At 66.6% G+C, this 25,370-nt stretch carries 23 protein-coding genes; 10 read left to right on the forward strand and 13 right to left on the reverse strand.

Annotated elements, in window-relative coordinates:
* Positions 1-2: 2 nt before the first annotated feature.
* Positions 3-1,673 carry an FAD-dependent oxidoreductase gene (locus NA10_RS11150; protein WP_067566935.1) on the reverse strand — a complete coding sequence of 557 codons (1,671 nt, stop codon included), beginning with the start codon at positions 1,671-1,673 and terminating at the stop codon, positions 3-5.
* 226 nt (positions 1,674-1,899) lie between these two features.
* Between NA10_RS11150 and NA10_RS11155 the strand changes: the two genes are divergently transcribed.
* Entirely contained in the window at positions 1,900-2,391 is a 492-nt protein-coding gene (locus tag NA10_RS11155) for a SixA phosphatase family protein (protein ID WP_067567097.1), read from the forward strand.
* A 28-nt stretch (positions 2,392-2,419) separates the two neighbouring features.
* On the opposite strand, the gene NA10_RS11160 is transcribed toward NA10_RS11155, so the two are convergent.
* A complete protein-coding gene (locus tag NA10_RS11160; protein ID WP_067566937.1) occupies positions 2,420-2,620 on the reverse strand; it encodes a hypothetical protein in 201 nt (66 codons plus the stop codon).
* A gap of 153 nt (positions 2,621-2,773) precedes the next feature.
* Here NA10_RS11160 and NA10_RS11165 point away from each other — a divergent pair, with 153 nt between their 5' ends.
* Positions 2,774-3,223 carry a MerR family transcriptional regulator gene (locus NA10_RS11165; protein WP_067566939.1) on the forward strand — a complete coding sequence of 150 codons (450 nt, stop codon included), beginning with the start codon at positions 2,774-2,776 and terminating at the stop codon, positions 3,221-3,223.
* A 39-nt stretch (positions 3,224-3,262) separates the two neighbouring features.
* On the opposite strand, the gene NA10_RS11170 is transcribed toward NA10_RS11165, so the two are convergent.
* On the reverse strand, positions 3,263-3,883 hold the full coding sequence (locus tag NA10_RS11170) for a GTP cyclohydrolase II (RefSeq protein WP_067567099.1): 621 nt from the start codon (positions 3,881-3,883) through the stop codon (positions 3,263-3,265).
* A gap of 149 nt (positions 3,884-4,032) precedes the next feature.
* Between NA10_RS11170 and NA10_RS11175 the strand changes: the two genes are divergently transcribed.
* From NA10_RS11175 to NA10_RS11185, 3 genes are read left to right on the forward strand one after another with little or no spacing between them, the layout of a single operon-like run.
* A complete protein-coding gene (locus NA10_RS11175; RefSeq protein WP_067566941.1) occupies positions 4,033-4,515 on the forward strand; it encodes a carboxymuconolactone decarboxylase family protein in 483 nt (160 codons plus the stop codon).
* Positions 4,516-4,518: 3 nt separating this feature from the next.
* Complete coding sequence (locus tag NA10_RS11180; protein WP_067566943.1) at positions 4,519-4,830, forward strand: GNAT family N-acetyltransferase; 312 nt, start codon at positions 4,519-4,521, stop codon at positions 4,828-4,830.
* Complete coding sequence (locus NA10_RS11185) at positions 4,827-5,813, forward strand: pirin family protein (RefSeq protein WP_067566945.1); 987 nt, start codon at positions 4,827-4,829, stop codon at positions 5,811-5,813. Before NA10_RS11180 ends, NA10_RS11185 begins: the two co-directional genes overlap by 4 nt.
* A gap of 3 nt (positions 5,814-5,816) precedes the next feature.
* On the opposite strand, the gene NA10_RS11190 is transcribed toward NA10_RS11185, so the two are convergent.
* Positions 5,817-6,653 (reverse strand): helix-turn-helix transcriptional regulator, encoded by an 837-nt coding sequence (locus NA10_RS11190; protein ID WP_067566947.1) that lies wholly within the window; start codon positions 6,651-6,653, stop codon positions 5,817-5,819.
* Positions 6,654-6,903: 250 nt separating this feature from the next.
* Between NA10_RS11190 and NA10_RS11195 the strand changes: the two genes are divergently transcribed.
* The gene (locus NA10_RS11195) at positions 6,904-7,911 is read left to right on the forward strand and encodes an aldo/keto reductase (protein WP_067566949.1); all 1,008 of its coding nucleotides are present in this window, start codon (positions 6,904-6,906) and stop codon (positions 7,909-7,911) included.
* Between the two features lie 57 nt (positions 7,912-7,968).
* On the opposite strand, the gene NA10_RS11200 is transcribed toward NA10_RS11195, so the two are convergent.
* Complete coding sequence (locus NA10_RS11200; RefSeq protein ID WP_067566951.1) at positions 7,969-8,439, reverse strand: PaaI family thioesterase; 471 nt, start codon at positions 8,437-8,439, stop codon at positions 7,969-7,971.
* Between the two features lie 77 nt (positions 8,440-8,516).
* The gene (gene mqo, locus NA10_RS11205; RefSeq protein WP_067566953.1) at positions 8,517-10,025 is read right to left on the reverse strand and encodes a malate dehydrogenase (quinone); all 1,509 of its coding nucleotides are present in this window, start codon (positions 10,023-10,025) and stop codon (positions 8,517-8,519) included.
* 83 nt (positions 10,026-10,108) lie between these two features.
* On the opposite strand from mqo, the gene NA10_RS11210 reads away from it, so the two are divergent.
* A complete protein-coding gene (locus NA10_RS11210) occupies positions 10,109-10,795 on the forward strand; it encodes a TetR/AcrR family transcriptional regulator (protein WP_067566955.1) in 687 nt (228 codons plus the stop codon).
* A 103-nt stretch (positions 10,796-10,898) separates the two neighbouring features.
* Here NA10_RS11210 and NA10_RS11215 read toward each other — a convergent pair whose 3' ends face one another.
* Positions 10,899-11,429 (reverse strand): CGNR zinc finger domain-containing protein, encoded by a 531-nt coding sequence (locus NA10_RS11215; RefSeq protein ID WP_067566957.1) that lies wholly within the window; start codon positions 11,427-11,429, stop codon positions 10,899-10,901.
* Positions 11,430-11,468: 39 nt separating this feature from the next.
* Between NA10_RS11215 and NA10_RS11220 the strand changes: the two genes are divergently transcribed.
* The 3 genes from NA10_RS11220 to NA10_RS11230 all read left to right on the forward strand — a co-directional run bounded on the left by NA10_RS11220 (position 11,469) and on the right by NA10_RS11230 (position 14,331).
* Entirely contained in the window at positions 11,469-12,437 is a 969-nt protein-coding gene (locus tag NA10_RS11220; protein WP_067566958.1) for an EamA family transporter, read from the forward strand.
* Between the two features lie 94 nt (positions 12,438-12,531).
* Positions 12,532-13,503, forward strand: a complete 972-nt coding sequence (locus NA10_RS11225) for a helix-turn-helix transcriptional regulator (protein WP_067566960.1) — start codon at positions 12,532-12,534, stop codon at positions 13,501-13,503.
* A gap of 111 nt (positions 13,504-13,614) precedes the next feature.
* Complete coding sequence (locus tag NA10_RS11230) at positions 13,615-14,331, forward strand: DUF8020 domain-containing protein (RefSeq protein ID WP_067566962.1); 717 nt, start codon at positions 13,615-13,617, stop codon at positions 14,329-14,331.
* A 4-nt stretch (positions 14,332-14,335) separates the two neighbouring features.
* Here the strand turns inward: NA10_RS11230 and NA10_RS11235 are convergent, their stop codons facing one another.
* The 6 genes from NA10_RS11235 to NA10_RS11260 all read right to left on the reverse strand — a co-directional run bounded on the left by NA10_RS11235 (position 14,336) and on the right by NA10_RS11260 (position 25,353).
* Complete coding sequence (locus NA10_RS11235; RefSeq protein WP_218021498.1) at positions 14,336-14,776, reverse strand: hypothetical protein; 441 nt, start codon at positions 14,774-14,776, stop codon at positions 14,336-14,338.
* 46 nt (positions 14,777-14,822) lie between these two features.
* Entirely contained in the window at positions 14,823-15,419 is a 597-nt protein-coding gene (locus tag NA10_RS11240; protein ID WP_084514531.1) for a Uma2 family endonuclease, read from the reverse strand.
* Between the two features lie 159 nt (positions 15,420-15,578).
* Positions 15,579-19,532 carry a DNA-directed RNA polymerase subunit beta' gene (locus tag NA10_RS11245; RefSeq protein WP_067566964.1) on the reverse strand — a complete coding sequence of 1,318 codons (3,954 nt, stop codon included), beginning with the start codon at positions 19,530-19,532 and terminating at the stop codon, positions 15,579-15,581.
* A gap of 142 nt (positions 19,533-19,674) precedes the next feature.
* Positions 19,675-23,160, reverse strand: coding sequence for a DNA-directed RNA polymerase subunit beta (rpoB, locus tag NA10_RS11250; RefSeq protein ID WP_067566965.1), 3,486 nt, complete (start codon positions 23,158-23,160; stop codon positions 19,675-19,677).
* Positions 23,161-23,778: 618 nt separating this feature from the next.
* Positions 23,779-24,516, reverse strand: coding sequence for a hypothetical protein (locus NA10_RS11255; RefSeq protein WP_067566966.1), 738 nt, complete (start codon positions 24,514-24,516; stop codon positions 23,779-23,781).
* Positions 24,517-24,528: 12 nt separating this feature from the next.
* On the reverse strand, positions 24,529-25,353 hold the full coding sequence (locus NA10_RS11260) for a hypothetical protein (protein WP_157556373.1): 825 nt from the start codon (positions 25,351-25,353) through the stop codon (positions 24,529-24,531).
* Positions 25,354-25,370 lie beyond the last annotated feature (17 nt).

Below are 25,370 nucleotides of genomic sequence, written 5' to 3' on the forward strand. Positions count from 1 at the left end.
GGCTAGCCCTTGGCGGCCTTGAGCAGGTCCTCGAGGCTGGTGAACTTCACCCGGGGGCGGCCGGCCGCCTTGCCCGCGGTGCGCTCGGCCTGATCGATGGCCTTCCAGCCGTCGCGGCCGACCATATCGGGCTGACGCTCGGTGAGCAGTGCGTCCAGCGCGGCCCGATCCGCCTGCGGGGCAGCGAGTTTGCCCGCGGTGAAGTCCTCGATCAGATGATCGACGGTCTCCTGCGAATCGACGCGGTTGGAGCCGATCACGCCGCGCGGGCCGCGCTTGATCCAGCCCGAGACGTACACGCCCTGCACCGGATCGCCATTGACGTCCACGACGCGTCCGGCCACATTCGGCACCACACCCCGGTTCTGGTCGAACGGGATATCGGCGACGGGCTGACCGCGGTAGCCGATCGAGCGCAGCACCAGCGAGGCGTCCAGGCTGCCGGTGCGGTCCGAGGCGCGGGCGGCGGTGTTGCCGTTCTCCTGGACGAGTTCGTTGTGCACGTACTCGACCGTCTCGACCTTGCCGTCACCGGTGAGGGCGGTCGGCGAGACCAGGTAGCGGAAGACGATGCGCTTGTTGCCCGGCGTCGGCGTGGTGCCCGAGTACTCCCGGGCGAGGGTGTACTTGAGGGCCAGCGACGGCTCCACCTCCGGATCGTCCAGTTCGGCCCGACCGGCCGGATCCAGCTCCAGCTCGGCGGGATCGATGATGACATCGACGCCCTTCAGGTGCCCGAGTGCCAGGAACTCCGAGGAGGTGTAGGCCGCCTGCAGCGGACCACGACGGCCCAGCACCACGACCTCCTGGATATTGCTGCGGCGCAGCGCATCCAGGGCGTGATCGGCGATATCGGTCTTGGCCAGTTCCTCGGGATCGACGGTCAGCACGCGCGCCACGTCCAGGGCCACATTGCCATTGCCGACGATGACGGCCCGCTCACCCGACAGGTCGAATTCGCGATCGGCGAAGTCCGGATGGCCGTTGTACCAGGCCACGAACTCGGTGGCGGAGTGGCTGCCGGGCAGATCCTCACCGGGCACGTCGAGCCTGCGGTCGGTGGAGGCGCCGTGCGCGTAGACCACCGCGTGGTGGTGCGCGAGCAGTTCCTCATGCGAAATGTGCTTGCCCACCTCGACATTGAGCCGGAACTGCAGCGCGTCGCGGCGGAAGGCCGATTCGAACAGGCTCGACACCGATTTGGTGCCCGGATGATCCGGGGCGACGCCCGCGCGCACCAAGCCGTAGGGGGTGGGCAGCCGGTCGAACAGCTCCACCTCCACATCGGCGCGGCGCAGTAGCTCCTCGGCGGCGTAGCAGGCCGCCGGACCCGCGCCGACGACGGCCACGCGTAGCGTGCCGAGCTCCTTGGGCGCGCGGGTGGGCGGAACCAGCGGCTCGAAGTTGGATTCGAGCGGATGCCGGACGAAGTACGCGGCATTGATGTCCTTGAACCGCGCCAGCGAGGCGAGCAGATCGTCCTCGGAGAAGATCGCGTCGACCGGACAGGCATCGACACACGCGCCGCAGTCGATGCAGGTATCCGGATCGATGTAGAGCTGCTCCGTCGTGGAGAACTCGCGTTGCTCCGGAGTGGGACGAATGCAATCGACCGGACACTCGGGTACGCAGCTGGCGTCGTTGCAACAACGCTGCGTGATCACATAGGCCATATCTCGCAGATCCTCGAAACAGTCGCGTGGTGCTACTCCGCTCGGGGTTCGAGCAGGGCGGTAGAACACGTTCTAATATATCGGCGCTCCGGCACCTCACAGCACGCAGGTGTGGCAGCACCTTTCAGTGTGCCTCGAGTGTGAGGCGGGTCTCCTGCCGGGAGCGGGATCGCTTGCTGTGAGACCGGTCTCGGCAGGTGGAGCGGTGCAGCATAACGTAGTGCACATGGCTCGGACTCTCATCTTGATGCGCCACGGCAAATCCGGCTACCCAGACGGCGTGGCGGACCATGAACGGCCGCTCGCGCCGCGCGGGCTGCGCGAGGCCGGACTCGCCGGGGACTGGCTGCGCGAGACCCAGCCGCCCATCGACGCGGTGCTCTGCTCCACCGCGACCCGCACGCGCGAAACGCTCGCGGCGACCGGCATCACCGCACCGGTGACCTACGAGAAGTCCATGTACGAGGCGTCGCCGCACGCGCTCATCGAATTGGCGCAGCTGACCGATGATTCGGTGCGGACCCTGTTGATGGTCGGGCACTCCCCCGGAATGCCGTGGACCGCATGGGAATTGGCCGCCAATCGGGATTCGGCGGCGGCGGACGAACTCAGCGCGAAATTCCCCACCTCGGCGCTGGCCGTCCTGGAGTTCGATCGACCGTGGGCGGAGATCGACCCGGGCACGGGTGAACTGGTCACCTTCCACGTCCCGCGCTAGGACCGCGGACTCCCGCGACCCACGGGGTTCAGCCGAGTAGTTTGCCCCGCCAGACCACCACGCCCCCGGCCACGAGCAGCAGGAGCAGCGCGGGGAAGAACCCGAGCAGCGCCCACACCACGCCGAGCACCACCAGCACCGGCAGAGCCGCGATAGCGGCGATGACCGGTTGTTCCTTCACGGTTTCCAGCGCCGACCGCGCCCGATTCCGATCAATCTCTTTTGCCATGCCACCCAGAGTAGGCGCGTCCGGTCACCGAGTCCCGGGTCGAGGCAACCTCGCACCCCGGCACGCCGGAGCGAATTTCGGCAGAATGGGCTTGCTTGGAGTGCACTCCAGGTAGTTAGCGTCGGCGGTATCTCCGCACAGAAAGGCGAGCCGATGGGCACAGCGGTCGCACCCGTCCAACCGTCCGCGTCACAGAGCGCCGAGTACGACCTGCCGCGATATTCGATCGGTGAGGTCTCCGAGCGCAGCGGGCTCACCCGCGACACCCTGCGCTGGTACGAGCGCATCGGCCTGCTCAATTCCGTCGGTCGCGACCACGCCGGGCAGCGGCGGTTCTGCGATCGCGACCTGGACTGGCTCACGCTCATCGGAAAACTGCGCCGCACCGGCATGTCCGTGGCCGATATGGTGCGCTACGCCGAACTCGTGCGCGCCGGGGACCACACCTATCCCGAACGCCTGGAGATGTTCTATCGCACCCGCGCGGAGGCGCTCGCCCAGATCAGGGAACTCGAGCAGACCATCGCCGTCCTCGACTGCAAGATCGCGCACTACGAGGGCAATCCGAACGCGACGGACTGGCGCACGGTGGTGAAACCGTAGCGCCACAGGCCCTTTCGCACACCCTCCCGGACCGCCCGGTCAGCCCGCGAGGCTGATGGTGTGGCCGGTGTGCTCGACCTTGGCGCGCAGGTAGCGCAGATTGTCCGGGGTCGCGTGCACGCCGGTGGGTACGATGCTCGCCACCTGAACGCCGAGTCCGGTGAGCTGGCGCGCCTTTTCGGGGTTGTTGGTGAGCAGGTCCAACTCGTCCACGCCGAGCGCGGTGAGCATCTGCGCGGCGGCGGTGTAGTCGCGGGCGTCCTCGGGCAGGCCGAGCGCGGCATTGGCCTGATAGGTGTCCAGGCCGCCGTCCTGCAGCGCGTAGGCGTCGAGCTTGTTGTAGAGGCCGATATCGCGGCCCTCCTGACGCAGATAGAGCAGGATGCCACCGGCCTCGCTGATCAGCTCGACGGCCTCGCGCAATTGCGGGCCGCAGTCGCAGCGGGCCGAGCCGAACACATCACCGGTCAGACACTCCGAATGCAGCCGCACCAGCGGGGTGCCGGCGGGCTCGCCGAGCACCAGGGCGACGTGTTCGCGCCCGTCGGCCAGGCCGTCGAAGGTGACAGCCTCGGCGATGGTGGCGTACCCGTCTGCGAAGGTCAGCGGAATTCGCACGCGGGTGCGGACAACCGCACCGGCGCTCGCTGTTGAGCTCATGGCCGCTCCGAGATCGTGATCGACATACTGCTGGGTTGCCAACTCCGGCAACCCGCCCGATATTCCGAACACGGTTCGATTCAGAAAATACGCCGCGCGCGGCGAACCGGAGGGCGGGTTTCATCTCGGCGGCTTACTATGCCTCCACTATGCAGTCGCTCGTATCCCATGACCGTGTCTGGATAGACAAGCAGACACCCGAGGTCTATCACGCGCTCAACAGCGTGGCCACCGCCGTCCGAACCGCCGCTGCCGCAGTCGATCTGGGGCGGGCGGTGATGGAGTTGGTGAATGTTCGCGTCTCCCAGCTCAATGGCTGCGCCTTCTGCCTCGACGTGCACTTCCGGGCCGCCCGGGAGGCCGGGGTGAGCACCCAGCAACTCGCGGTGCTGGACGCCTGGCAGCGCAGTCCGCAGCTGTACTCCGACCAGGAGCGGGCCGCGCTCATCATCGCCGAAACCGTCACCGCGATACCGGACGAACAGTGCATCGCGCGCGAGTACGCCGCTGCGCGGCAACACCTGTCGGATGACCAGCTGTCGGTCCTCATCTGGGCCGCGACCACCATCGGCGCGTTCAATCGCGTCTCGATCCTGAGCGGACATCCGGTGCGGGTGCGGAAGGAGAACTGAACAATGAGCGAACAAACCGTGGTGGCGACCGTCGTCCGCAATGACGCGCAGCACCGCTATGAAGTCTGGTACGGCAACTCGCTCGCCGGGTTCACCGAATACCGCGAGCGCGATGGCGACACCACCTTCATCCACACCGAGGTGGACAAGGCGTTCGGCGGTAAGGGACTGGGCAGTGCGCTGGCCCGGCAGTCCGTGGAGGATGTGATCGCGCGCGGACGGGCCATCGTGCCCCGCTGCCCGTTCATCAAGGCCTGGCTGGACAAGCACCCGGACTATGACGAGCACGTCGTCGGAAAGGGCATCAAACGATGAGCGATCTGGAGGCGAATCCCCAAGAGGCGCTGTGTGAATCGTCCGGGCGGCCGGGACGGCGCGCGGAGCGCTTCCCCGCCCGGGAGGTACCGCTCGGCGGTGTTCGCGGGGTGACCGTCTTCCGGACGCTGCCGCAGCGCGATCTGCCCACCGTGGGCGCCTGGTGCTTCCTGGACAATTTCGGCTCCGGCTCGACCGCGCGACCGCACGGCAGCGATATCGATCCGCATCCGCATATCGGATTGCAAACCGTCACTTGGCCTTTGAACGGGCGCATCCGGCATCGCGACAGTGTCGGGTCGGATGTGGAGATCTGGCCGGGACAGCTGAACATCATGACCGCCGGGGGCGGTATCGCACACTCGGAGTACCGGGTGCCCGATCATGAATCCGGGGCCGGACTCCAGCTGTGGATCGCGCTGCCCGGCGAAACCGCCGCCATCCCACCGCATTTCGAACAGCACCGGGAGCTGCCGGAGTTCAAGCGCGACGGGCTGCGCGGCACGGTGCTGATCGGCTCGCTCGACGGGCAGACCTCACCGGCCACCGCGTACACCCCGATCGTCGGCGCGGATCTGCGGGTGGATGCCGGAACCGCGGTGACACTGCCGCTGAACCCGGATTTCGAGCACGCCATCCTGGTCATCGAGGGCGAACTCACCGCCGACGGCCATACCGCCGCCCCCGGTAGCCTGTTCTACCTGGGCAGCGACCGCGCCGAACTCCCGATCACCAGCACCGCGGGCGCGCACGCCCTGCTGATCGGCGGCGAGCCGTTCGACGAGGATCTGGTCATGTGGTGGAACTTCGTGGCGCGCAGCCACGAAGAGATCGAGGCGGCCCGAAACGATTGGGAGGCACACGATCTCACTCGCTTCCCGGATATCGCCGGGCACACCCCGGATCAGCGCATCCCCGCGCCCCCGCTCCCGCCCCTGCACCTGAAACCCCGTAAACGCCGCTGCGGAGTCCCGCACGAATGAGCTTCACGGCGTGAGGGTTTGGGTGCCGATCACTCGGAGCAGGTCCAGTTTGTCCTGGGTGTCGGTGCCCGAGCGGGGGTAGTAGACCAGGAGCTGGCGGGTGGCGCTGGGGGTGAGTAGGGGTTCGCAGAGCAGGTCCAGCAGTCCCACCTCGGGGTGGATTATGCGCTTGCCGTGACCGGCTTCGGGGCGTACCTCGTGCGCACTCCAGAGCTCCTCGAATTCCGTACTGACAGCGCGCAATCGGGCCACCAGCTCGGTGACATCGGCGGCGCCGGCGCGGGCCGCGGCGGTGGCGCGCAGCCCGGCGACATGATGCCGGGACATGCCGGGCCGATCCTGCGCCGCGAAACGCTCCCGCTCGGCGGGCCTGGTGAACCAGAGCCAGGGCACACAGCGGTCCAGGCCGGTGCGCTGGGAGAAATCGCCGGAGACCAGGGTGTGCATGCGGTTCTGCACCAGCACCTCACCCAGATCCGAGATGACGCAGGCGGGGGTGTCGTCCAATTTGGTGAGCACGTGCAGGATGGCCGGGCTGACATGGGTATCGCCGCCGCGCGCGGGCGGCTGCTGCCCTGCCAGATGGTAGAGATGATCGCGTTCGTTGTCGGTGAAGCGCAGCGCCCGCGCGAGCGCGGCCAGCACCTGCGTGGAGGGCCGAGGACCGCGCGCCTGCTCCAGCCGGGTGTAGTAATCGGTCGATATGCCCGCGAGCATGGACACCTCATCGCGGCGCAGGCCGGGCGTACGCCGGCGCGGCCCCTCGGGCAGGCCGACGGCGGCCGGTTGCAGGGCCTCCCGATGCCGGCGCAGGAAGTCGGCGAGTTCGTCGCGGTTCACCAGACCAGTTTCCCGCCTCCGGGCCGAGCTATCCAGGTACTACCGGTCCCCGGCTCCCGACCGGCCCGATCGTCCGGCCGCGCACCGGTCTCCGAGGCGTCCGGTGCGATCAGCCGGAGCGGGCACGCCGTCGAGCCGCCCACCGGGTCCGTAGCACCGGCCAGGTATCTGCCACCGCATCCAGGGATCGGCGATCCCCGGATGAACGGTCCTCTCCCGGACCCCGGTGCGGCGGCGCATCGTTTATCCCATGACCAACAACCTGCACACCGTCCAGCTCGGCAAGACCGGGCCCGCCGTCTCCCGGATCGGCCTCGGAGCCATGGGGATGTCCGGTATGTACGGATCCGCCGATGAGCGAACCTCCATCGCGACCGTGCACGCCGCCATCGACTCCGGCGCGAACCTCATCGACACCGGCGATTTCTACGGCATGGGCCATAACGAACTGCTCATCCGGCAGGCGCTCACCGAGCGCAAGCGGGAGGATGTGCTGCTCAGCGTGAAGTACGGGGCCATGCGCGGACCCGATGGCGGCTTCGTCGGGGTCGACACCCGGCCCGCGGCCACCCGCAATTTCCTGACCTACTCGCTGCAGCGGCTCGGCACCGATTACATCGACATCTACCGGCCCGCGCGACTTGACCCGAATATCCCCATCGAGGAGACCATGGGCGGACTGGCCGAACTGGTCCAAGCCGGATACATCCGCCATATCGGGCTCTCCGAGGTCGGCGCGCAGACCCTGCGGCGCGCCGCAGCCGTCCACCCGGTGGTGGATCTGCAGATCGAATACTCGCTGATCTCGCGCGGTATCGAAGCCGAAATCCTGCCCGTCGCACGGGAACTCGGCATCGGCATCACCGCGTACGGGGTGCTCTCGCGCGGACTGCTCAGCGATTCACTGCGCGGCGGTGCACAGTTCGCACCCACCGACTTCCGGGCGCACAGCCCGCGCTTCCAGGGTGAGAACCTCACCGCCAACCTGCGTTTGGTGGACGCGCTGGCCGCCATCGCGGCCGAACATCAGGTGAGCGTGGCGCAATTGGCCATCGCCTGGGCACTGTCGCGCGGTGCGGATATCGTGCCGATCATCGGCGCGCGCCGTCCCGACCGCTGGGCCGAAGCCCTTGCCGCCGTGGATATTCGGCTCTCGGAGGCGGAGCTGGCCGCCATCGAGGCGGCCGTACCCGCCGATCAGGTCGCCGGCGGCCGCTACGCCGACGCGCAGATGGCCATGCTCGACAGCGAACGCTGAACGGCCACAACGGAAAACGGCCCGACATCGAATGCCGGGCCCGTTCCCGTGGTCGTACTACTCGCGCCGGGGGCGGATCACCGCGGTGAAAGCCGCCGAGGCCACGGCCTTTCCGGTGCTGTCCGCGATGAGCACCGGCACCTCGAGCTCGATCTCGTTCCGCGCCTTGATATCCGAGCGCGTCCGGGCGATGAGCTCGGCGGAGAGTTCAGAGGTCGCGATGAACGGGCCGAGCTCTCCCTTGGCCCGCGCCAGATAGGTGATCTGGCCGTCCCGCGCGACAATGAAGGTCTCGCCCATCAAATCCACGATGCCGGAGATGGACGCGCCCATCGCCGCGGTCTCGGCCAGGCCGAACAGCAGCGCCGCGTGCATATCGCCATTGTGGTTGAGGTGTTCGGGCTTGGGCGCCATGCTCACCACATTGCGGCCGCTGGCGAAATCGACCGCCTCGATACCGGTGAATTGGATGAAGCCCAGCTTCTTGAAGCCCGCCATCACCAGATCGCCCATGGTGGCGCTGTCCATCGCATCTCCTGAGAAAAGTGAAACCTGTTCCAATTTCATACCGGGTGCGAGGGCGCATTGTCCATGTCCACTTCCTGTCAGGACAGATTGTCGGGCGCCACCAGACCGAGAATCTCCGCCGTCCGCGACATGGTCTGCCGGGCCAGGCGCATATCGGTCGCCAGACTCAGGCCGAGCGTGGGAATCAGTTCGCGCAGCCGCTCGGCCCACAGGCCGCGATAGCGCGGAAAGCAGCGCTCGAGCACATCCAGCAGGATGGCGGGCGCGGTGGAGGCGCCCGGTGACGCGCCCAGCACCGCCGCGATGGTCCCGTCCGAGGAGGACACCACCTCGGTGCCGAAGTGCAGTGCGCCCCGGCCGCTCGCGTCCCGCTTCACGATCTGGGCGCGCTGACCGGCCTTGATCAGGGTCCAATCACCGGTGACGGCGGCGGGCGCGAATTCGCGCAGCGCGGCCATCTTCCGGCCCCGGGTGGCGGTCAATTGCGACAGCAGCAACCAGATGAGGCCCGGATTCTCCTTGATCATCGACGCCACCGGACCCACATTGTGCGAACGCAGCGAGGCGGGCGCGTCCCATACCGACCCGCGCGTGAGGAATTTGGGATTCGCACCCGGATACGGGCCGAAGAGCAGTGCGCGCTTCCCGTCGATGACGCGAGTATCCAAGTGCGGCATGGACATCGGCGGTGCGCCGACCTTGGCCTTGCCGTACACCTTGGCATCGTGCCGCTCCACCACGGCCGGATTGTCGCAGCGCAGGAAGCGGCCGCTCACCGGTAGCAGCCCGTAACCCCGCACCTGCGGCACACCCGCACCCTGTAGCAGTTTCAATGCCCAGCCGCCTGCGCCCGCGAAGACGAAGCGCGCGTCCACCCAGCGGGTGATGCGATCATTGTCGGTGAAGTGGTGAATGCGCAATTGCCAAGAGCCGTCATTGTTCTTGCGCATTCCGCGCACCTCGGAGCGGCGGTGGATCTCCACCCCGGAAGCCTCCAGATGCGCGAACAGCTGCCGAGTCAGCGAACCGAAATCGACATCGCTGCCGGTGGTGTCGCGGGTGGCGGCGAATGGTTCGTACAGGCCGCGCCGCTCGGTCAGCAATGGCGCCCAGCCCTCGATGGTCTTGGATTCGGTGCTGAACCGCATGGCGCTGAAAAGGGGGTGCGCGGAGAGGGTTTCATGTCTGCGGCGCAGATAGTCGACATCGTCGGTGCCGTGCACCAGCGTCATATGCGGGACCGGATTGATGAAAGTATCCGGCTTGCCCAGGATTTCGGCCTCCACCAGGGAGGCCCACAATTGTCTGCTCTGCTGGAAATGCTCATTGACGGCGACCGCCCTGGCGATATCGATACCGCCGTCCGCCCTTTCACTCGTGTAGTTGAGTTCGCAGAGTCCGGCATGCCCGGTTCCGGCATTGTGCCAGGGCGCCGAGGCCTCCGCGGCGAGCTCGGGGAGGCGCTCGTAGACCGCAATCGACCAGGTCGGTTCGACGTGTTTGAGCAGGATACCGAGCGTCGCGCTCATGATCCCGCCACCGACCAGCACCACATCGTAGGGACGCAGGGTCGTTTGCGTATTCATAGTCATCTCTCCGGAGACCCCCATTGGACTCGTAAAGCGTAGGGGCACGCTAACACTCGCCTGTACATGCGTATAGTTGAGCGATGGCCGGACGTGAGAAAATCAACAGGCAACGCCTCAGCCGCGATGCCGTGATAGAAGCCGCGCTCGAGCTGGCCTACCGCCGCGGCCTCGACGGACTCAGCTTCCGGCGGCTCGCCGACGCACTCGACGTCTCACCGATGGCGCTGTACTGGCATGTGGAGAACAAAGACGAACTGTTGAATGCCATGGGCGACAGGGCATGTCGCGACCTGCGAATAACGGCCGATCCGGACGATCCGTGGGATCGCCAATTGCGTTCGCTCATCACCGATTTCGTGCGCATGATCGAGAAGAATCCGGGTGCGGCGCCGATCATCATTCCCCGCGTGGTGTACTCCGAGACCGGCCGCGAATTCATGGAGCGGCTCATCGGCCTGCTGCGCGGGGCGGGCTTCGACATCGGCGAGGCGACGCAATTGGCGCGCCAGGGCGCGCGCACGGCCATGAGCCTGGTCAATGAACCGCTCTTCACCGGCGTCACCCTCGAACCCGAACGCCGGGCGGTCCTGCTCGCCCAGGCCGAGGCGCTGCACGCCCAGCTCCCCGCCGAGCGGTATCCCAATATCCTCGCCGCGTGGAATGACCTGGGCGACATCACCTCCCGGGAATCGTTCATCCAGCTGGGCGTCGACACCTACGTGCACGGGGTGGTCGGACTGGCCGCCGCGCGGGCGGCCGCCCGATAGGCATTGCCGAGGGCTGTCCCGCTGCCGTCCTTCGCCGCCGTGGCCGATCGGGTCGCCCGCGACGACCGCGCCCGGGTGGATTCCCCCGCTGGGATAAGCCTTTTCAGCGCTGACGGGCCCGATACGCCGCCACCGCATTGCGGTTGCCGCACGCGGTGCTGCAATAGCGGCGGGAACGATTGCGGGACAGGTCCAGGACGATGCCCTCGCAGGCGTCGTCGGCGCAGATCGACAGGCGGCTGAGTTCATCCGCGCGAATCACGTCGATCATCGCCATAGCGGTTTCGACGGCGATGCGGACCGGTAGCGGGGCATCGGCCGCGACGGCGTGAATGTGGTAGTCGAGATCATCGTGGCGGACCAGCCGCGGGACCGCGCGATGCCGCGCGAGGATGGCGTTCACCAACTCGACCGCGGTATCGCGCTCGCTGGTGAGCAGGCGGCGCATCGGGGCGCGCTGGGCGCGCACCGCTTCCAGCTCCGCCGCGTCGCCGGTGCGGGAGCCGGTGTAGCCGTGCCGGACGAAGAAGTTCTTCAGCTGGTCGGTTTCGGTCAGCGTATCCGGGGGTTCCGCCGAATTCACCAGATCGACGGCGGCGGCCAGCGAGGCCACCGTGTCATCAGTAAAAACCATGTTGACATATTACACACGGGCACCTTAGCGTCATTAGTCATGGCCACGATGACACATGACACGCAGGCGCGCAGGCGGCTCGGCAATGGGCTGCTCCTCGCGGCGCTGTCCGCATCGTCCTTCGGACTCGCAGGGGCGCTCGCCCGCGGACTCATGAACGCGGGGTGGAGCCCCGCCGCCGTGGTCATCGTGCGGGTACTGCTCGGCGCGCTCGTACTGCTCCCGGTGGCGGTGGTGCAGTTGCACGGCAACTGGAATCTGCTGCGGCGCAATATCCCACTGCTCGCCGGATACGGCCTGCTCGCCGTCGCCGGAGCCCAGCTGTCCTACTTCAATGCCGTGGCGCATATGGATGTCGGAGTGGCACTGCTCATCGAATACACCGCGCCCATCGCCGTGATCGCCTGGCTGTGGTTGCGGCATGCGCAAAAGCCCGGGCGCATAACGGTTCTCGGCTCGCTCATCGGTATCGCCGGACTCATCCTGGTACTGGACCTGCGCTCCGATGTCCCGACCAGTTGGATCGGCGTGCTGTGGGCCCTGGGCGCGATGGTCGGCGCGGCAGCGTATTTCATTCTCTCCGGCAGCGCGGGCGACGCGGTCCCGGGCACCGTACTGGCCACCAGCGGACTCCTGGTCGGCGGCCTCGGCGTGCTGATCGCGGGACTGCTGGGCGTGGTACCACTGCACGCCACCACCGATAACGTTGCCTTCGAAGGCTTTACCGCGCAGTGGTGGCAGCCGCTGCTCGCACTCGGGGTCGTCACCGCCGCGGTCGCGTACGTCACCGGGATCGCCGCCACCCGACTGCTCGGGTCGCGGCTGGCCTCCTTCGCGGCCCTCACCGAGGTGCTGGCGGCCATCCTCTTCGCCTGGGCGCTGCTCGGACAGGCCCCGCACGCCATCCAATTGGTCGGCGGCGCGCTGATTCTCCTGGGTGTCGTGGTGGTGCGGCTCGGTGAACCCGAGCAGACACCGGCCGAACCGACGCTCAGCGAACCGCACTGAAGACGGCGCGAGACGTCCCGCTCCGCGAGTCGGCGCATCGCCGGACAGGCATCTAGGACGTTTTCGGTCCTGGTTCTGAGCGATCATTGACCCCATGAACGACACCCCGGCCCGGCTGCTGCGACTGCTGTCCCTGCTGCAAACCCCGCGCGAATGGCCGGGTAGCGAACTCGCCGACCGGCTCGGGGTCAGCGGCCGCACCGTGCGGCGCGATATCGACCGGCTGCGCGAACTCGGCTACCCCGTCGAGGCGACACTGGGGGTGACCGGTGGATACCGGCTGGCCGCCGGGGCCGCGCTGCCGCCGCTGGTACTCGACGACGAGGAGGCCGTGGCCATTGCCGTCGGATTGCGGGCGGCCGCCGGACAGGCCGTGGCCGGGATCGAGGAGGCTTCGGTGCGCGCGCTCGCCAAGCTGGAACAGGTGCTGCCGCACAAACTCCGGCGGCGGGTGCGGGTGATCGGCGCGGCCACGTCCACCTTCCGGGGTGACGGCCCGGCCGCCGATCCGGAGGTGCTCGCGGCCCTCGCCGCCACCGTCACCAATACCGAACGGGTGCGCTTCGCCTATCGCGACGCGGCGGGCAATGAGACCCGGCGCAATATCGAACCCCGGGGGCTGGCCACCCTGCAACGGCGCTGGTACCTGGTCGGATTCGATCTGGATCGGATGGCCTGGCGCAGCTTCCGGGTCGACCGGATCGAACGACCGCAACCCACCGGGGCTCGATTCACCCCGCGAGATCTACCCGCCGCCGATGCCGCGGCCTATGTGGCCGGTAACCGAACCGATTGGGGCACACGGCCCTACCGCGTCGATATCACCATTCACCTGCCCGCATATCGGATCGCCGGGCGGCTCGGTGAGGCCGCGGGCGCGCTCGAAGCCCTCGGCGAGCACAGCTGCCGCCTCGTCGAGGAACGCGATGACGCCCCGGAATGGGTTGCCAGCCAACTCATCTCGCTCGATGCCGAATTCGAGGTGCGGGATTCTCCCGAACTGGCTGAGCGATTGCGCGCGGCCGCGGCCCGCATTGCCCGCGCGCTGCCCGCGAACGCCGAATAGCTGTGGCGAACGGCGCATATGCGACGAAAGGGTTCCCCTCCCCCGGTACCCCCGGTACGTTCGTCGGCAAACATCGGGCTCCGCGCAGCCCGCGACGCTAGGGGCACCACCATGGCTGGAACCAAGACCATTGCGCCAGTGCTACTGAGCTTCACCGCCACTGTCGCCCTCACCGCGAGCGGCGCACTCACCGCCACCGCGACCGCCGATCCCGCACCGGCGCCCGCGAATTCGACCATCCAACTCGAGGGCACCGACCACGGTGTCGGCTACCGGGTGGCACTCTCCGAGGACCGCCGCGCCACCGTCAGCACATTGCAGGCGGGCCGCTTCCTGGCCACCTGGGACGGCGAGGCCGTTATCGCCACCGACGACGCGGGCCGCGTATTGGCCACCGTCCCACTGAAATACGACGTCGCCGGAAAATCCGTCGAATTCGCCCCCGCCATCGACACCGACAACAAGCGCCTGACCCTCACCCCGGTGGCCCAGTCCCCCACCCCGCTCCGGGATATCGACGCCCAGCAGCGCTTCTTCGACGTGGTCCAGGCCAATATGCCCACCGTCCTCACCGGCGCGGCCATAGGCGGAGCCATCGGCTTCCTGCTCGGCTTCCCCGCGGGCCTGTTCGTCTTCGACATCATCACCGCCCCCATCGGCCTGGTGGTGGGCAGCATCGTCGGCGCGGCCATCGGCCTGCAACAGGGCGGCGGCCGGGAAGCGGTCAACGCCGCCCTCACCTACGCCGACACCCTCGTCCCCGGCGCCTCCCAAGCCATCCGCCCCGCCTTCGAAGCCCTCCCCGCCCCGCAACAACAACCCAACTGACGCTTCACCGCAAGAAGGTAGCGGCCACAATCGCCATGCTGTTGTCGGTGTAATACCAATCGCCATTCATCGGCATATCGAGCTGAAACTGCACGGTGTGGCCGCTACCCGGACCAGACGTGATCTCCCACAACGTATTCGGCAGCCCGGTCACGCCACTGACACTGCCGTCGGACCAGGTGAACGTCCCCGACGTGATCGAACCGCCGCCATTCCAAGGCAATTCGGCATCGAACCGCCCGGACCCGATACCCGGCAACAACGGACTGACACAATCCCACACCTGCGCCGTCCGCCGCACACTCTGCCCCGCACTCCCGGTCCCCGGCACCCGCTGCGCGGTCAGCACACTCCCCCGATAACACCCGCCGAGCCCGCTATCCGGCACGGCCGACCCGGCCCCGGCGGTTGATATCAGCAGTCCCGCACCGCCCAGCAGGACCACGAACGCGCTCCGTAAAGCTCCCACGCCAACCCCTCCTACAGAGGAATCACCAAGTGACTTCGGGCAATTCGATGTCGATCGGGAACGGGCGATCGACCTTTACCCGTCCTCGGTGCACGCCGGTCGGAGCGTAACCACCTTCTGGCAGCAGCTCGAAGGTGTAGACGACCATGGCGTCGTCCTCGTTCTCGACGCGCCAGAAGCACTTGATACCCGCCTCTGCATACTGCAAAGGCCGCAGCTTGCGATCCTTCGTTTTCGTCCGAGGCGATACGACCTCCACGGCGAGGTGAACATGCTCTGGCTCGAAGATCAGACTGTCCGACCGAACCACCGACCGCGAGATGGCGAGCACCTCCGGCTCGGGCACGCTGGCCCCTAGGTTGATGCCCTTCTCACTGCCGATCACGAATTCGCGCGGCGCAACGGCGCGCAGCGAATGCTCGAGAATATCGACCACTTCGTCATGCCAATGCGTGGCGGGAGCCATCGTCACGACGTCACCGTCCAACAGCTCGAAGCGGCCCTCGACCACTTCCAGCAGACGGGGCAGATCCTCGGCGGTGAATCCACCGGCCGGTGGCATCGGCAGCGCCGCCAGCCGCGTCATGATCGGCTCATCGGAGTACTGCGCGGCGATCATATGTGGAGATTACCCCGCGCAGGGTCACCAATCGGTCGCCTCAGGGGACAGGCCGGTGCTTTATGCGACCGAACTGTCCCCTTGAAAGGGACTCTGAATGCCATTCGGCCCCCGCTCCGGAATCGGAGCGAGGGCCGAATGTTTTGCCCTACTAGAGCTTTAGCGGTAGTCGCTGAAGCCGTAGTCGTCCAGCGGAACCGCGGCACCGGTGGTGGTGCCGAAGCCGTCGGGGCTGTAGTAGGTGTCGTCGTAGGACGGCACCGCGTACGCGGCCTGGCGGGCTTCCTCGGTGGGCTGAACCTGGATGTTGCGGTAGCGGTTGATACCGGTACCGGCGGGGATCAGCTTGCCGATGATCACGTTCTCCTTCAAGCCGATCAGCTTGTCGGAGCGGCAGTTGATGGCCGCGTCCGTGAGCACCCGGGTGGTCTCCTGGAAGGAGGCCGCCGAGAGCCACGAATCGGTGGCCAGCGACGCCTTGGTGATACCCATCAGGACCGGACGGCCGGAAGCCGGCTCGGCGCCCTCGGACACCACGCGACGGTTCGAGTTCTCGAACTCGGCGCGCTCGACGAGCGAACCGGGCAGGAACTCGGTCGCACCCGAATCGATGATGGTCACGCGACGCAGCATCTGCCGGACGATGACCTCGATGTGCTTGTCGTGGATCGACACACCCTGCGAGCGGTAGACCTCCTGGACCTCGTGGACCAGGTGGATCTGCACCTGACGGGGGCCCATCACGCGCAGCACCTCGTGCGGATCCGCGGAGCCCTCCAGCAGCTGCTGGCCGACCTCCACATGATCGCCGTCGGCGAGCAGACGCTCGGAACCGTCCTCATGCTTGAACACGCGCAGACGCTGACGCTTCGAGAGCTTGTCGTACAGGACCTCGTCCGACCCGTCGTCCGGGATGATCGTGATCTTGTAGAAGCGATCGTCGTCCTCGAGCCGCACGCGACCCGAGACCTCCGCGATGGGCGCCTTGCCCTTGGGCACACGAGCCTCGAAAAGCTCCTGCACTCGGGGCAGACCACCGGTGATGTCGTCACCCGCGACACCACCCTGGTGGAAGGTACGCATGGTCAGCTGGGTACCCGGCTCACCAATGGACTGCGCGGCGACGATACCGACGGCCTCGCCGATATCGACCAGTTTGCCGGTCGCCATCGAACGGCCGTAGCAGGTCGCACACACGCCGGTGCCGGTGGTGCAGGTCAGCACGGAGCGGACCTTCACCTCGGTGATACCGGCCTCGAGCAGCGCCTCGAGCGCCGGGTCGCCGAGATCGTGACCCTTCTCGATGATGACGTTGCCCTTGGCGTCGAGCGCGTCGGTCGCCAGCGTACGAGCGAAGGTGCTGGTCTCGACGTGCGCGTCCCGGATGAGCGAGCCGTCGGCCTGCTTCTCCGCGATCGGCACCACGATGCCGCGCTCGGTGCCACAGTCGGTCTCGCGCACGATGACGTCCTGCGACACGTCCACCAGACGACGGGTCAGGTACCCCGAGTCGGCGGTACGAAGCGCGGTGTCGGCCAGACCCTTTCGCGCACCGTGGGTGTTGATGAAGTACTCCAGCACCGTCAGGCCCTCGCGGAAGGAGGACTTGATCGGCTGCGGGATGAACTCACCCTTCGGGTTCGTCACCAGACCCTTCATACCCGCGAGGGTACGAGTCTGGGTGAAGTTACCCGTGGCGCCCGAATCGACGATCGTGATGATCGGGTTGTCGGCCGGGTAGTGCGCGCGCAGCGCCTTACCGACCTCTTCGGTCGCTTCCTGCCAGATCTTGACCAGGGCGTTGTTGCGCTCCTGATGATCGAGAGCACCACGCTGGTACTTCTTCTCGATCTGATCGGCCTGCGCGTCGTACCGCGCCATGATCTCCGCCTTCTCCGGCGGAACGAGCACGTCCGACATGGAGACGGTGACACCCGAGCGAGTCGCCCAGTAGAAGCCCGCGTCCTTCAGCTTGTCGACGGTCTGCGCCACGACAATCATCGGGTAACGCTCGGCGAGATCATTGATGATCGCCGCCTGACGCTTCTTCGGCATCGGCTCGTCGATGTACGCGTAATCGGCGGGCAGCAGCTCGTTGAAGATCACGCGACCCAGCGTGGTCTTCGCGGTCCACGCGTCGCCACGCTGCCAGCCGTCCGGGAACAGCTCGGCCTCGATGTCCTTCGGCGGACGCTGATTGGTCAGGCGGACCTTGATCAGCGAACGCACGGTGAGCTCACCGCGGTCCACGGCCATCTGCGCTTCCGCCGGCGAGGAGTACACGCCGAACTCGGCGGAATCCTTTGCGGCGGGCCGGTATTCACCCTTCGCGCCCTCTTCGAGGCGAGTCAGGTAGAACAGGCCGGTCACCATGTCCAGACGCGGCATGGCGAGCGGTCGACCCGAGGCGGGCGACAGGATGTTGTTCGAGGACAGCATCAGGATGCGGGCCTCGGCCTGCGCCTCCGCGGACAGCGGCAAGTGCACGGCCATCTGGTCACCGTCGAAGTCGGCGTTGAACGCCTCACACACGAGCGGGTGCAGCTGGATGGCCTTACCTTCGACCAGCAGCGGCTCGAAGGCCTGGATACCCAGGCGGTGCAGGGTGGGCGCGCGGTTCAGCAGCACCGGGTGCTCGGCGATGACCTCTTCCAGGACATCCCACACCTGAGCGCGCTGACGCTCGACCATCCGCTTGGCGGACTTGATGTTCTGCGCGTGGTTGAGATCCACCAGACGCTTCATGACGAACGGCTTGAACAGCTCGAGCGCCATCAGCTTGGGCAGACCACACTGGTGCAGCTTGAGCTGCGGACCGACCACGATGACCGAACGGCCGGAGTAGTCGACACGCTTACCGAGCAGGTTCTGACGGAAACGACCCTGCTTGCCCTTGAGCAGATCGCTCAGGGACTTCAGCGGGCGGTTACCCGGACCGGTGACCGGACGGCCACGACGGCCGTTGTCGAACAGCGCGTCAACCGATTCCTGAAGCATGCGCTTCTCGTTGTTGACGATGATCTCCGGCGCACCCAGATCGATCAGTCGCTTCAACCGGTTGTTGCGGTTGATGACGCGACGGTACAGATCGTTCAGGTCGGAGGTCGCGAAGCGGCCACCGTCGAGCTGCACCATCGGGCGCAGCTCCGGCGGGATCACCGGAACGGCGTCGAGAACCATGCCCATCGGCGAATTGCCGTTGTTCTGGAACGCGGCGACGACCTTCAGACGCTTCAGCGCGCGAAGCTTCTTCTGGCCCTTGCCGGTACGGATGATCTCGCGCAGGTTCTCGGCCTCGGCCGGGATGTCGAAGTTCTCCATCAGCTTCTGGATCGCTTCCGCGCCCATGGCACCGGTGAAGTACTCGCCGTAGCGGTCCTGCAGCTCGCGGTAGATGACCTCGTCGATGATCAGCTGCTTCACCGAAAGCTTGGTGAAGGTGGTCCAGATCTCGTCGAGACGGTCCAGCTCACGCTGGGCGCGGTCACGCAGCTGACGCATTTCGCGCTCGCCGCCGTCCTTGACCTTGCGGCGCACATCGGACTTGGCGCCCTCGGCCTCGAGCTCGGCGATATCCGCCTCGAGCTTCTGGGCGCGGGCCTCGAGATCGGCGTCGCGCTGGTCGGCGACGTTCTTCTTCTCGACCTCCATCTCGGCTTCGAGCGTGGAGAGTTCGTTGTGCCGCAGTTCCTCGTCGACGCCGACGATGACGTAGGCGGCGAAGTAGATGATCTTTTCCAGATCCTTCGGCGCCAGGTCGAGCAGGTAGCCCAGGCGCGAAGGCACGCCCTTGAAGTACCAGATGTGGGTAACCGGAGCGGCCAGTTCGATATGGCCCATCCGCTCACGACGCACCTTGGCGCGAGTCACCTCGACGCCACAGCGCTCACAGATGATGCCCTTGAACCGGACCCGCTTGTACTTACCGCAGTAGCACTCCCAGTCCCGGGTGGGACCGAAGATCTTCTCGCAGAAGAGGCCGTCCTTCTCGGGCTTCAGCGTGCGGTAGTTGATGGTCTCCGGCTTCTTCACCTCGCCGTACGACCACTGGCGGATGTCTTCAGCGGTCGCCAGGCCGATCCGGAGTTCATCGAAGAAGTTGACGTCTAGCACGTAACTTCCTTTCCCCTGTTCGGGTTGAGTATGAGCAAAAGTTCGCTAAATCCCGCTCGTAGCGACTGCTTGCGGGTCGCTCGAAAGGGTCCGCCCGGGAAGGCTTTTCACATGCTGAGCGGCCTTCCCGGACCGATCGCTCTTACTGCGCCAGGTCGTCGACCGTCGCAGCCTCGTTGCGGGACAGGTTGATGCCCAGGTTCGCCGCGGCGCGCTCCAGGTCCTCGTCATCGCCATCGCGCATTTCGATCGCCGCACCGTCCGAGGACAGCACCTCGACGTTCAGGCACAGCGACTGGAGTTCCTTGAGCAGAACCTTGAACGACTCCGGAATACCCGGCTCCGGGATGTTCTCGCCCTTGACGATCGCTTCGTACACCTTGACGCGACCGACGACATCGTCGGACTTGATGGTGAGCAGTTCCTGCAGGGTGTAGGCGGCGCCGTACGCCTGCATGGCCCAGCACTCCATTTCACCGAAGCGCTGACCACCGAACTGGGCCTTACCACCGAGGGGCTGCTGCGTGATCATCGAGTACGGACCCGTCGAACGCGCGTGGATCTTGTCGTCCACCAGGTGGTGCAGCTTCAGGATGTACATGTAGCCGACCGAGACCGGGTACGGGAACGGCTCGCCGGAGCGGCCGTCGAGCAGCACCGCCTTGCCGTTGTCGTCGATCATCTTCTCGCCGTCGCGGTTCGGCAGGGTCGAACCGAGCAGACCGGTCAACTCCTCCTCGCGCGCACCGTCGAAGACGGGGGTGGCGATATTGGTGTTGGCGGGCTGGCCGATCATCTCCTCGGGCAGGCGCTTGGCCCACTCGGGAGTGCCCTCGACCTGCCAGCCGGTCTTGGCGATGTAACCCAGATGGGTCTCCAGCACCTGACCGATGTTCATACGACGCGGCACACCGTGCGTGTTCAGGATGATGTCGACCGGGGTGCCGTCCGGGAGGAACGGCATATCTTCCTGCGGAAGAATCTTGCCGATAACACCCTTGTTGCCGTGGCGACCGGCGAGCTTGTCGCCGTCCTGGATCTTGCGCTTCTGCGCGACGTACACGCGCACCAGCTCATTCACGCCCGGGGGCAGATCGTCGTCGTCGTCACGCGAGAAGACGCGCACGCCGATGACCTTGCCGGACTCACCGTGCGGCACCTTGAGCGAGGTATCGCGAACTTCGCGAGCCTTCTCACCGAAGATGGCGCGCAGCAGGCGCTCCTCGGGGGTCAGCTCGGTCTCGCCCTTCGGGGTGACCTTGCCGACCAGGATGTCGCCGTCACGAACCTCGGCGCCGATGCGGACGATGCCGCGCTCGTCGAGATCGGCCAGGACCTCGTCGGAGACATTCGGGATATCCCGGGTGATCTCCTCGGCACCGAGCTTGGTGTCGCGAGCGTCGATCTCGTGCTCCTCGATGTGGATCGAGGTGAGCACGTCATCCTCCACGAGGCGCTGCGACAGGATGATCGCGTCCTCGTAGTTATGGCCTTCCCACGGCATGATCGCCACGAGCAGGTTCTTGCCCAGCGCCATCTCACCGTTCTCGGTGCAGGGGCCGTCGGCGAGCACATGCCCGGCCTCCACGCGGGTGCCCTCGTCCACGATCGGACGCTGGTTCGCGCAGGTGCCCTGGTTGGAGCGCTCGAACTTGCGCATGCGGTACGAGCGGCGGGTGCCGTCGTCGTGCATGACGGTGATGAAGTCGGCCGAAACCTCTTCCACCACACCGGCCTTCTGGTTCACGACCACGTCACCGGCGTCGACGGCGGCGCGCAGCTCCATACCGGTGCCGACCAGCGGCGACTCGGAACGGATCAGCGGCACGGCCTGACGCTGCATGTTCGCGCCCATGAGGGCACGGTTGGCGTCGTCGTGCTCGAGGAACGGAATCATGGCGGTCGCGACCGAAACCATCTGGCGCGGCGAGACATCCATGTAGTCGACCGCGGCCGCGGCGACGTACTCCATCTCCTCGTTGCCGTGGCGGGCGAGCACGCGCTCCTCGAGGAAGTTGCCGTCCGCGTCGACCGGCGAGTTCGCCTGGGCGCGGATGTGGCGGTCCTCCTCGTCGGCGGTGAGGTACTTGACCTCATCGGTGACGCGGCCGTTCTCGACCTTGCGGTACGGGGTCTCGATGAAACCGAACGGGTTGACCCGCGCGTACACCGACAGCGAACCGATCAGGCCGATGTTCGGGCCTTCCGGGGTCTCGATCGGGCACATGCGGCCGTAGTGCGACGGGTGGACGTCACGAACTTCCAGGCCGGCGCGCTCACGGGACAGACCACCCGGACCCAGCGCCGACAGGCGGCGCTTGTGGGTCAGACCCGAGAGCGGGTTGTTCTGGTCCATGAACTGCGACAGCTGGGAGGTTCCGAAGAACTCCTTGATCGCGGCCACGACGGGGCGGATGTTGATCAGGGTCTGCGGCGTGATGGCCTCGACGTCCTGAGTCGTCATACGCTCGCGCACAACGCGTTCCATACGGGAGAGGCCGACCCGGATCTGGTTCTGGATCAGCTCGCCCACGGTGCGCAGACGACGGTTGCCGAAGTGGTCGATGTCATCGACGTCGACGGGAACCTCGCGGCCGCCGGGGGCGGTCATCATGCGATCGCCCTGGTGCAGGCGCACCAGGTACTCGATGGTCGCGACGATGTCTTCCTTGGTCAGCGTGGAGCCGGTGACCGGCTGGTCCAGGTTCAGGCCCAGCTTCTTGTTGATCTTGTAGCGACCGACGCGCGCCAGGTCGTAGCGCTTCTCCTTGAAGAACAGGTTCTCCAGCAGGGTCTGCGCGGACTCCTTGGTCGGCGGCTCGCCCGGACGCAGCTTGCGGTAGATGTCCAGCAGCGCCTCGTCCTGACCCGGAGTGCTGTCCTTCTCCAGGGTGGACATCATGATCTCGGAGAAGCCGAAGCGCTCCACGATCTCTTCGGCGGTCAGGCCGAGTGCCTTGAGCAGCACGGTGACCGGCTGACGGCGCTTGCGATCGATGCGGACACCGACGGTGTCGCGCTTGTCGACGTCGAACTCCAGCCACGCGCCACGCGAGGGGATGACGCGCACGGAGTGCAGCGTCTTCTCGGTGGACTTGTCGATGGAGTCGTCGAAGTACACGCCCGGCGAACGAACCAGCTGCGAAACGACAACACGCTCGGTGCCATTGATGATGAACGTGCCCTTGTCGGTCATCATCGGGAAATCACCCATGAAGACCGTCTGAGACTTGATCTCACCGGTGTTGTTGTTGATGAACTCCGCGGTCACGAAGAGCGGCGCCGCGTAGGTCATGTCCTTGTCCTTGCACTCCTCGATGGAGGCCTTGACCTCTTCGAAGCGCGGGTCGGAGAAGGAGAGCGACATGGAACCGGAGAAGTCCTCGATCGGCGAGAGCTCCTCGAGCACCTCCTCGAGCCCACCGAAGGGGTTGACGTCGCCTCGGGCGACTGCCTTTTCCCGCCAATCCGGTGAACCGATCAGCCAGGCGAACGAGTCGGTTTGTAGATCGAGAAGACCCGGAACCTCGAGGGGCTCACGAATCTTCGCGAAAGACACCCGCTTCGGGGCTCCGGGAATACCGGCCTTGGTCTGGGTGGAGACTGCCAAGATGCGTCCTTCCAGCACCTCACGCGCGTCGCGTGGTGGTCCGCGACCGTCGCTTGTCTGCTACGAATTCCGCTGGTTACAACCCGAACGAAACCCGAACAGCAAACAGCGGAAGTAACACCGGAAGGTGGAACTTTCGTCGATGCGATCGAGGTATGGACAGGAGGCAGCCAGCGCAACGTCCAAAACTACACCCAAACCTACGGGGGTGTCAAAGTACCACCCGTGGGGAACCCCCGAGGGCTAACGCGCCGAAGCGTGTCGCGGTGGTGATCACTCCGCATCGCCACGGGTGAAGACCGCGTCGCGGGCCGAATCGAACACCGCACGGCGGTGAGATCGGGTACCGCTGAGCGACGTCGTCACACCGTCTGCCGACCGGGCTCGGTGTCCGCTGGCTGCGTTCCTCGAGCACCCTGCCGGCGTCTGATTCCCCTGTGACGGTCGCCGCTGTTGTGAATAGCGTGACGGGTCGGACGAAACTCGTCAAGTGGCGCGAGGAGTTGACAAACCGCGAGATCCCCTGCCCCAGTACAAGATCACCCGGCGACGTCGCGCAATGGGTGCCCGGGAAACGGCACAGGCCCCGAAAATCGGGGCCTGCGGTCGGGAATGTCCCGGGGGCGGCGGGTCGGCTCAGCGGTCGGCGATCTCCGAGGCCAGCCATTTACCGCCCACCTTCCGCATGTGCAGCACGATCGGACCGGCCGCCAGCGGCTGCGGCTGCCCGTCCTTGATGGCGGCGATACTCAGGTTGACCAGCAGTTCCGCGCGATCACCCGTGAGTAGCGTCACGCCGATCGGATCGGCGGTGGCCTTGGTGTCGGTCTGGGTCTGCTTGATGGCGTCGATGCCGGTGTCGAGCAGTTTGTCCTTGTCGAACTCTTCGAGCATCTTGCCGGTCATGACCGCGCGGGCGGTATCGCGAAACTTGTCGATGTCCTTGGCGTTGTAGCCGTAGATCGTGGTCAGGGCGTCGCGGGCGGCGGCCTTCACCTGATCGGTGGTGGCATTGTCCACATAGGCCCGGTTGCCGTCGTCCACCCCGGGGCGCAGCGCGCCCACGATGGCCAGGGCGGCCAACAGCACCGCCGCGGTGCCGCACAGGATCGCGACCCGCCAGGTGCGCCAGAACGCGCCGGGCGGGGGCGTCGGGCGCTTGGACCGTGGGGACTGCTTCTTGGTCGGGCTGGGGCCGCGCTGGGCCCCGCCGCGGACGGTGCCACGACCGCCGGTGTCACGGGTGGAACCCGTTGCGCCGCGCGATGATTCGGTGGCCCGCAGATCGGCGGCGGTGGTGCGGGCGCCGCTGCTGCGCTGGGCCGCCGGACGGCGCTTGGAGCTGACGCGATTGACGGGGCGTCGATTTGCCATGATCGCGGTCTCCTAGTTGCCCGGTTGCGGTGTGGGCCGGGTGGTCGGGTCGGCGGGAGCCGACTGGGCCGGGGCGGCGCTGCCGATGGCGACCGGATCGGCCACCTGCTGCACCTGATCGGCCTTCCACACCCCGTCCTTCAGCACCACGTCCAGCGACCAGGTGTAGCGCAGCCGGTTCGCGGGCTTGCCCGCACCCGATTCGGTGACCTCCAGGACCACCAGCGCACCGGCCTGATCGCGCTCGGAGTTGAGTTCGGTGATCGCGCCGCCGACGACCTTCGACGTGGTGTTCACATTCGAGTCGGCGGCGGTCTTCTTGATCTGCGCGTCGTTCTTGGTGGAGGCGTCCAGCAGATCGCCGGTCATCGAGGAACGGGCCAGCGCCAGCGAACCGTCGATATCGGCCAGGTTCATCGAGGTGATGTTGATGGCGGCTTGCTGGGCGGCCGCCAGGGCGGCGTCCCGGGCGTCGGCGCGCGGTTTGTCGCGCATCAGGCCGCCGACGATCCAGCTGCCGCCGAACCAGGCCGCGGCCACCGCCGCCACGACCAGCACCGCGATCGAGGCGAGGGTGACGACCCGGCGCGGCGAACCGCCCGCCGCGGGTTCATCGGAACCGGTTGCGGCAGAGGCGGATGCGCGGGATTCGGTGGCCTTGCCGACCGAATCACCGGCCTTGTCGAGTACGACGGTGCCGGAGGCCTCGGCGGTGCCGTCCGGGGTCTCCGGCGCGGAGTCAGCTGGGGAGCTCGACTCCAGGGTGGTCTCGTCCGACGGTGCGTCGACCGGCTCGTCGAGGGCTTCGCCCTGGTTGCTGTCCTTTTGCTGACTCACGCCGCCACCATACTTTC

The organism is Nocardia acidivorans NBRC 108247, assembly GCF_001625085.1.
GTDB classification, from domain to species: Bacteria; Actinomycetota; Actinomycetes; order Mycobacteriales; family Mycobacteriaceae; genus Nocardia; species Nocardia acidivorans.

What these genes read in the sequence shown, in the direction of transcription:
- NA10_RS11150 (WP_067566935.1), bottom strand. Translation starts at nt 1,673, where the DNA reads ATGGCCTATGTGATCACGCAGCGTTGTTGCAACGACGCCAGCTGCGTA.
- NA10_RS11155 (WP_067567097.1), top strand. Translation starts at nt 1,900, where the DNA reads ATGGCTCGGACTCTCATCTTGATGCGCCACGGCAAATCCGGCTACCCA.
- NA10_RS11160 (WP_067566937.1), bottom strand. Translation starts at nt 2,620, where the DNA reads ATGGCAAAAGAGATTGATCGGAATCGGGCGCGGTCGGCGCTGGAAACC.
- NA10_RS11165 (WP_067566939.1), top strand. Translation starts at nt 2,774, where the DNA reads ATGGGCACAGCGGTCGCACCCGTCCAACCGTCCGCGTCACAGAGCGCC.
- NA10_RS11170 (WP_067567099.1), bottom strand. Translation starts at nt 3,883, where the DNA reads ATGAGCTCAACAGCGAGCGCCGGTGCGGTTGTCCGCACCCGCGTGCGA.
- NA10_RS11175 (WP_067566941.1), top strand. Translation starts at nt 4,033, where the DNA reads ATGCAGTCGCTCGTATCCCATGACCGTGTCTGGATAGACAAGCAGACA.
- NA10_RS11180 (WP_067566943.1), top strand. Translation starts at nt 4,519, where the DNA reads ATGAGCGAACAAACCGTGGTGGCGACCGTCGTCCGCAATGACGCGCAG.
- NA10_RS11185 (WP_067566945.1), top strand. Translation starts at nt 4,827, where the DNA reads ATGAGCGATCTGGAGGCGAATCCCCAAGAGGCGCTGTGTGAATCGTCC.
- NA10_RS11195 (WP_067566949.1), top strand. Translation starts at nt 6,904, where the DNA reads ATGACCAACAACCTGCACACCGTCCAGCTCGGCAAGACCGGGCCCGCC.
- NA10_RS11200 (WP_067566951.1), bottom strand. Translation starts at nt 8,439, where the DNA reads ATGGACAGCGCCACCATGGGCGATCTGGTGATGGCGGGCTTCAAGAAG.
- mqo (WP_067566953.1), bottom strand. Translation starts at nt 10,025, where the DNA reads ATGAATACGCAAACGACCCTGCGTCCCTACGATGTGGTGCTGGTCGGT.
- NA10_RS11210 (WP_067566955.1), top strand. Translation starts at nt 10,109, where the DNA reads ATGGCCGGACGTGAGAAAATCAACAGGCAACGCCTCAGCCGCGATGCC.
- NA10_RS11215 (WP_067566957.1), bottom strand. Translation starts at nt 11,429, where the DNA reads ATGGTTTTTACTGATGACACGGTGGCCTCGCTGGCCGCCGCCGTCGAT.
- NA10_RS11220 (WP_067566958.1), top strand. Translation starts at nt 11,469, where the DNA reads ATGGCCACGATGACACATGACACGCAGGCGCGCAGGCGGCTCGGCAAT.
- NA10_RS11225 (WP_067566960.1), top strand. Translation starts at nt 12,532, where the DNA reads ATGAACGACACCCCGGCCCGGCTGCTGCGACTGCTGTCCCTGCTGCAA.
- NA10_RS11230 (WP_067566962.1), top strand. Translation starts at nt 13,615, where the DNA reads ATGGCTGGAACCAAGACCATTGCGCCAGTGCTACTGAGCTTCACCGCC.
- NA10_RS11240 (WP_084514531.1), bottom strand. Translation starts at nt 15,419, where the DNA reads ATGATCGCCGCGCAGTACTCCGATGAGCCGATCATGACGCGGCTGGCG.
- NA10_RS11255 (WP_067566966.1), bottom strand. Translation starts at nt 24,516, where the DNA reads ATGGCAAATCGACGCCCCGTCAATCGCGTCAGCTCCAAGCGCCGTCCG.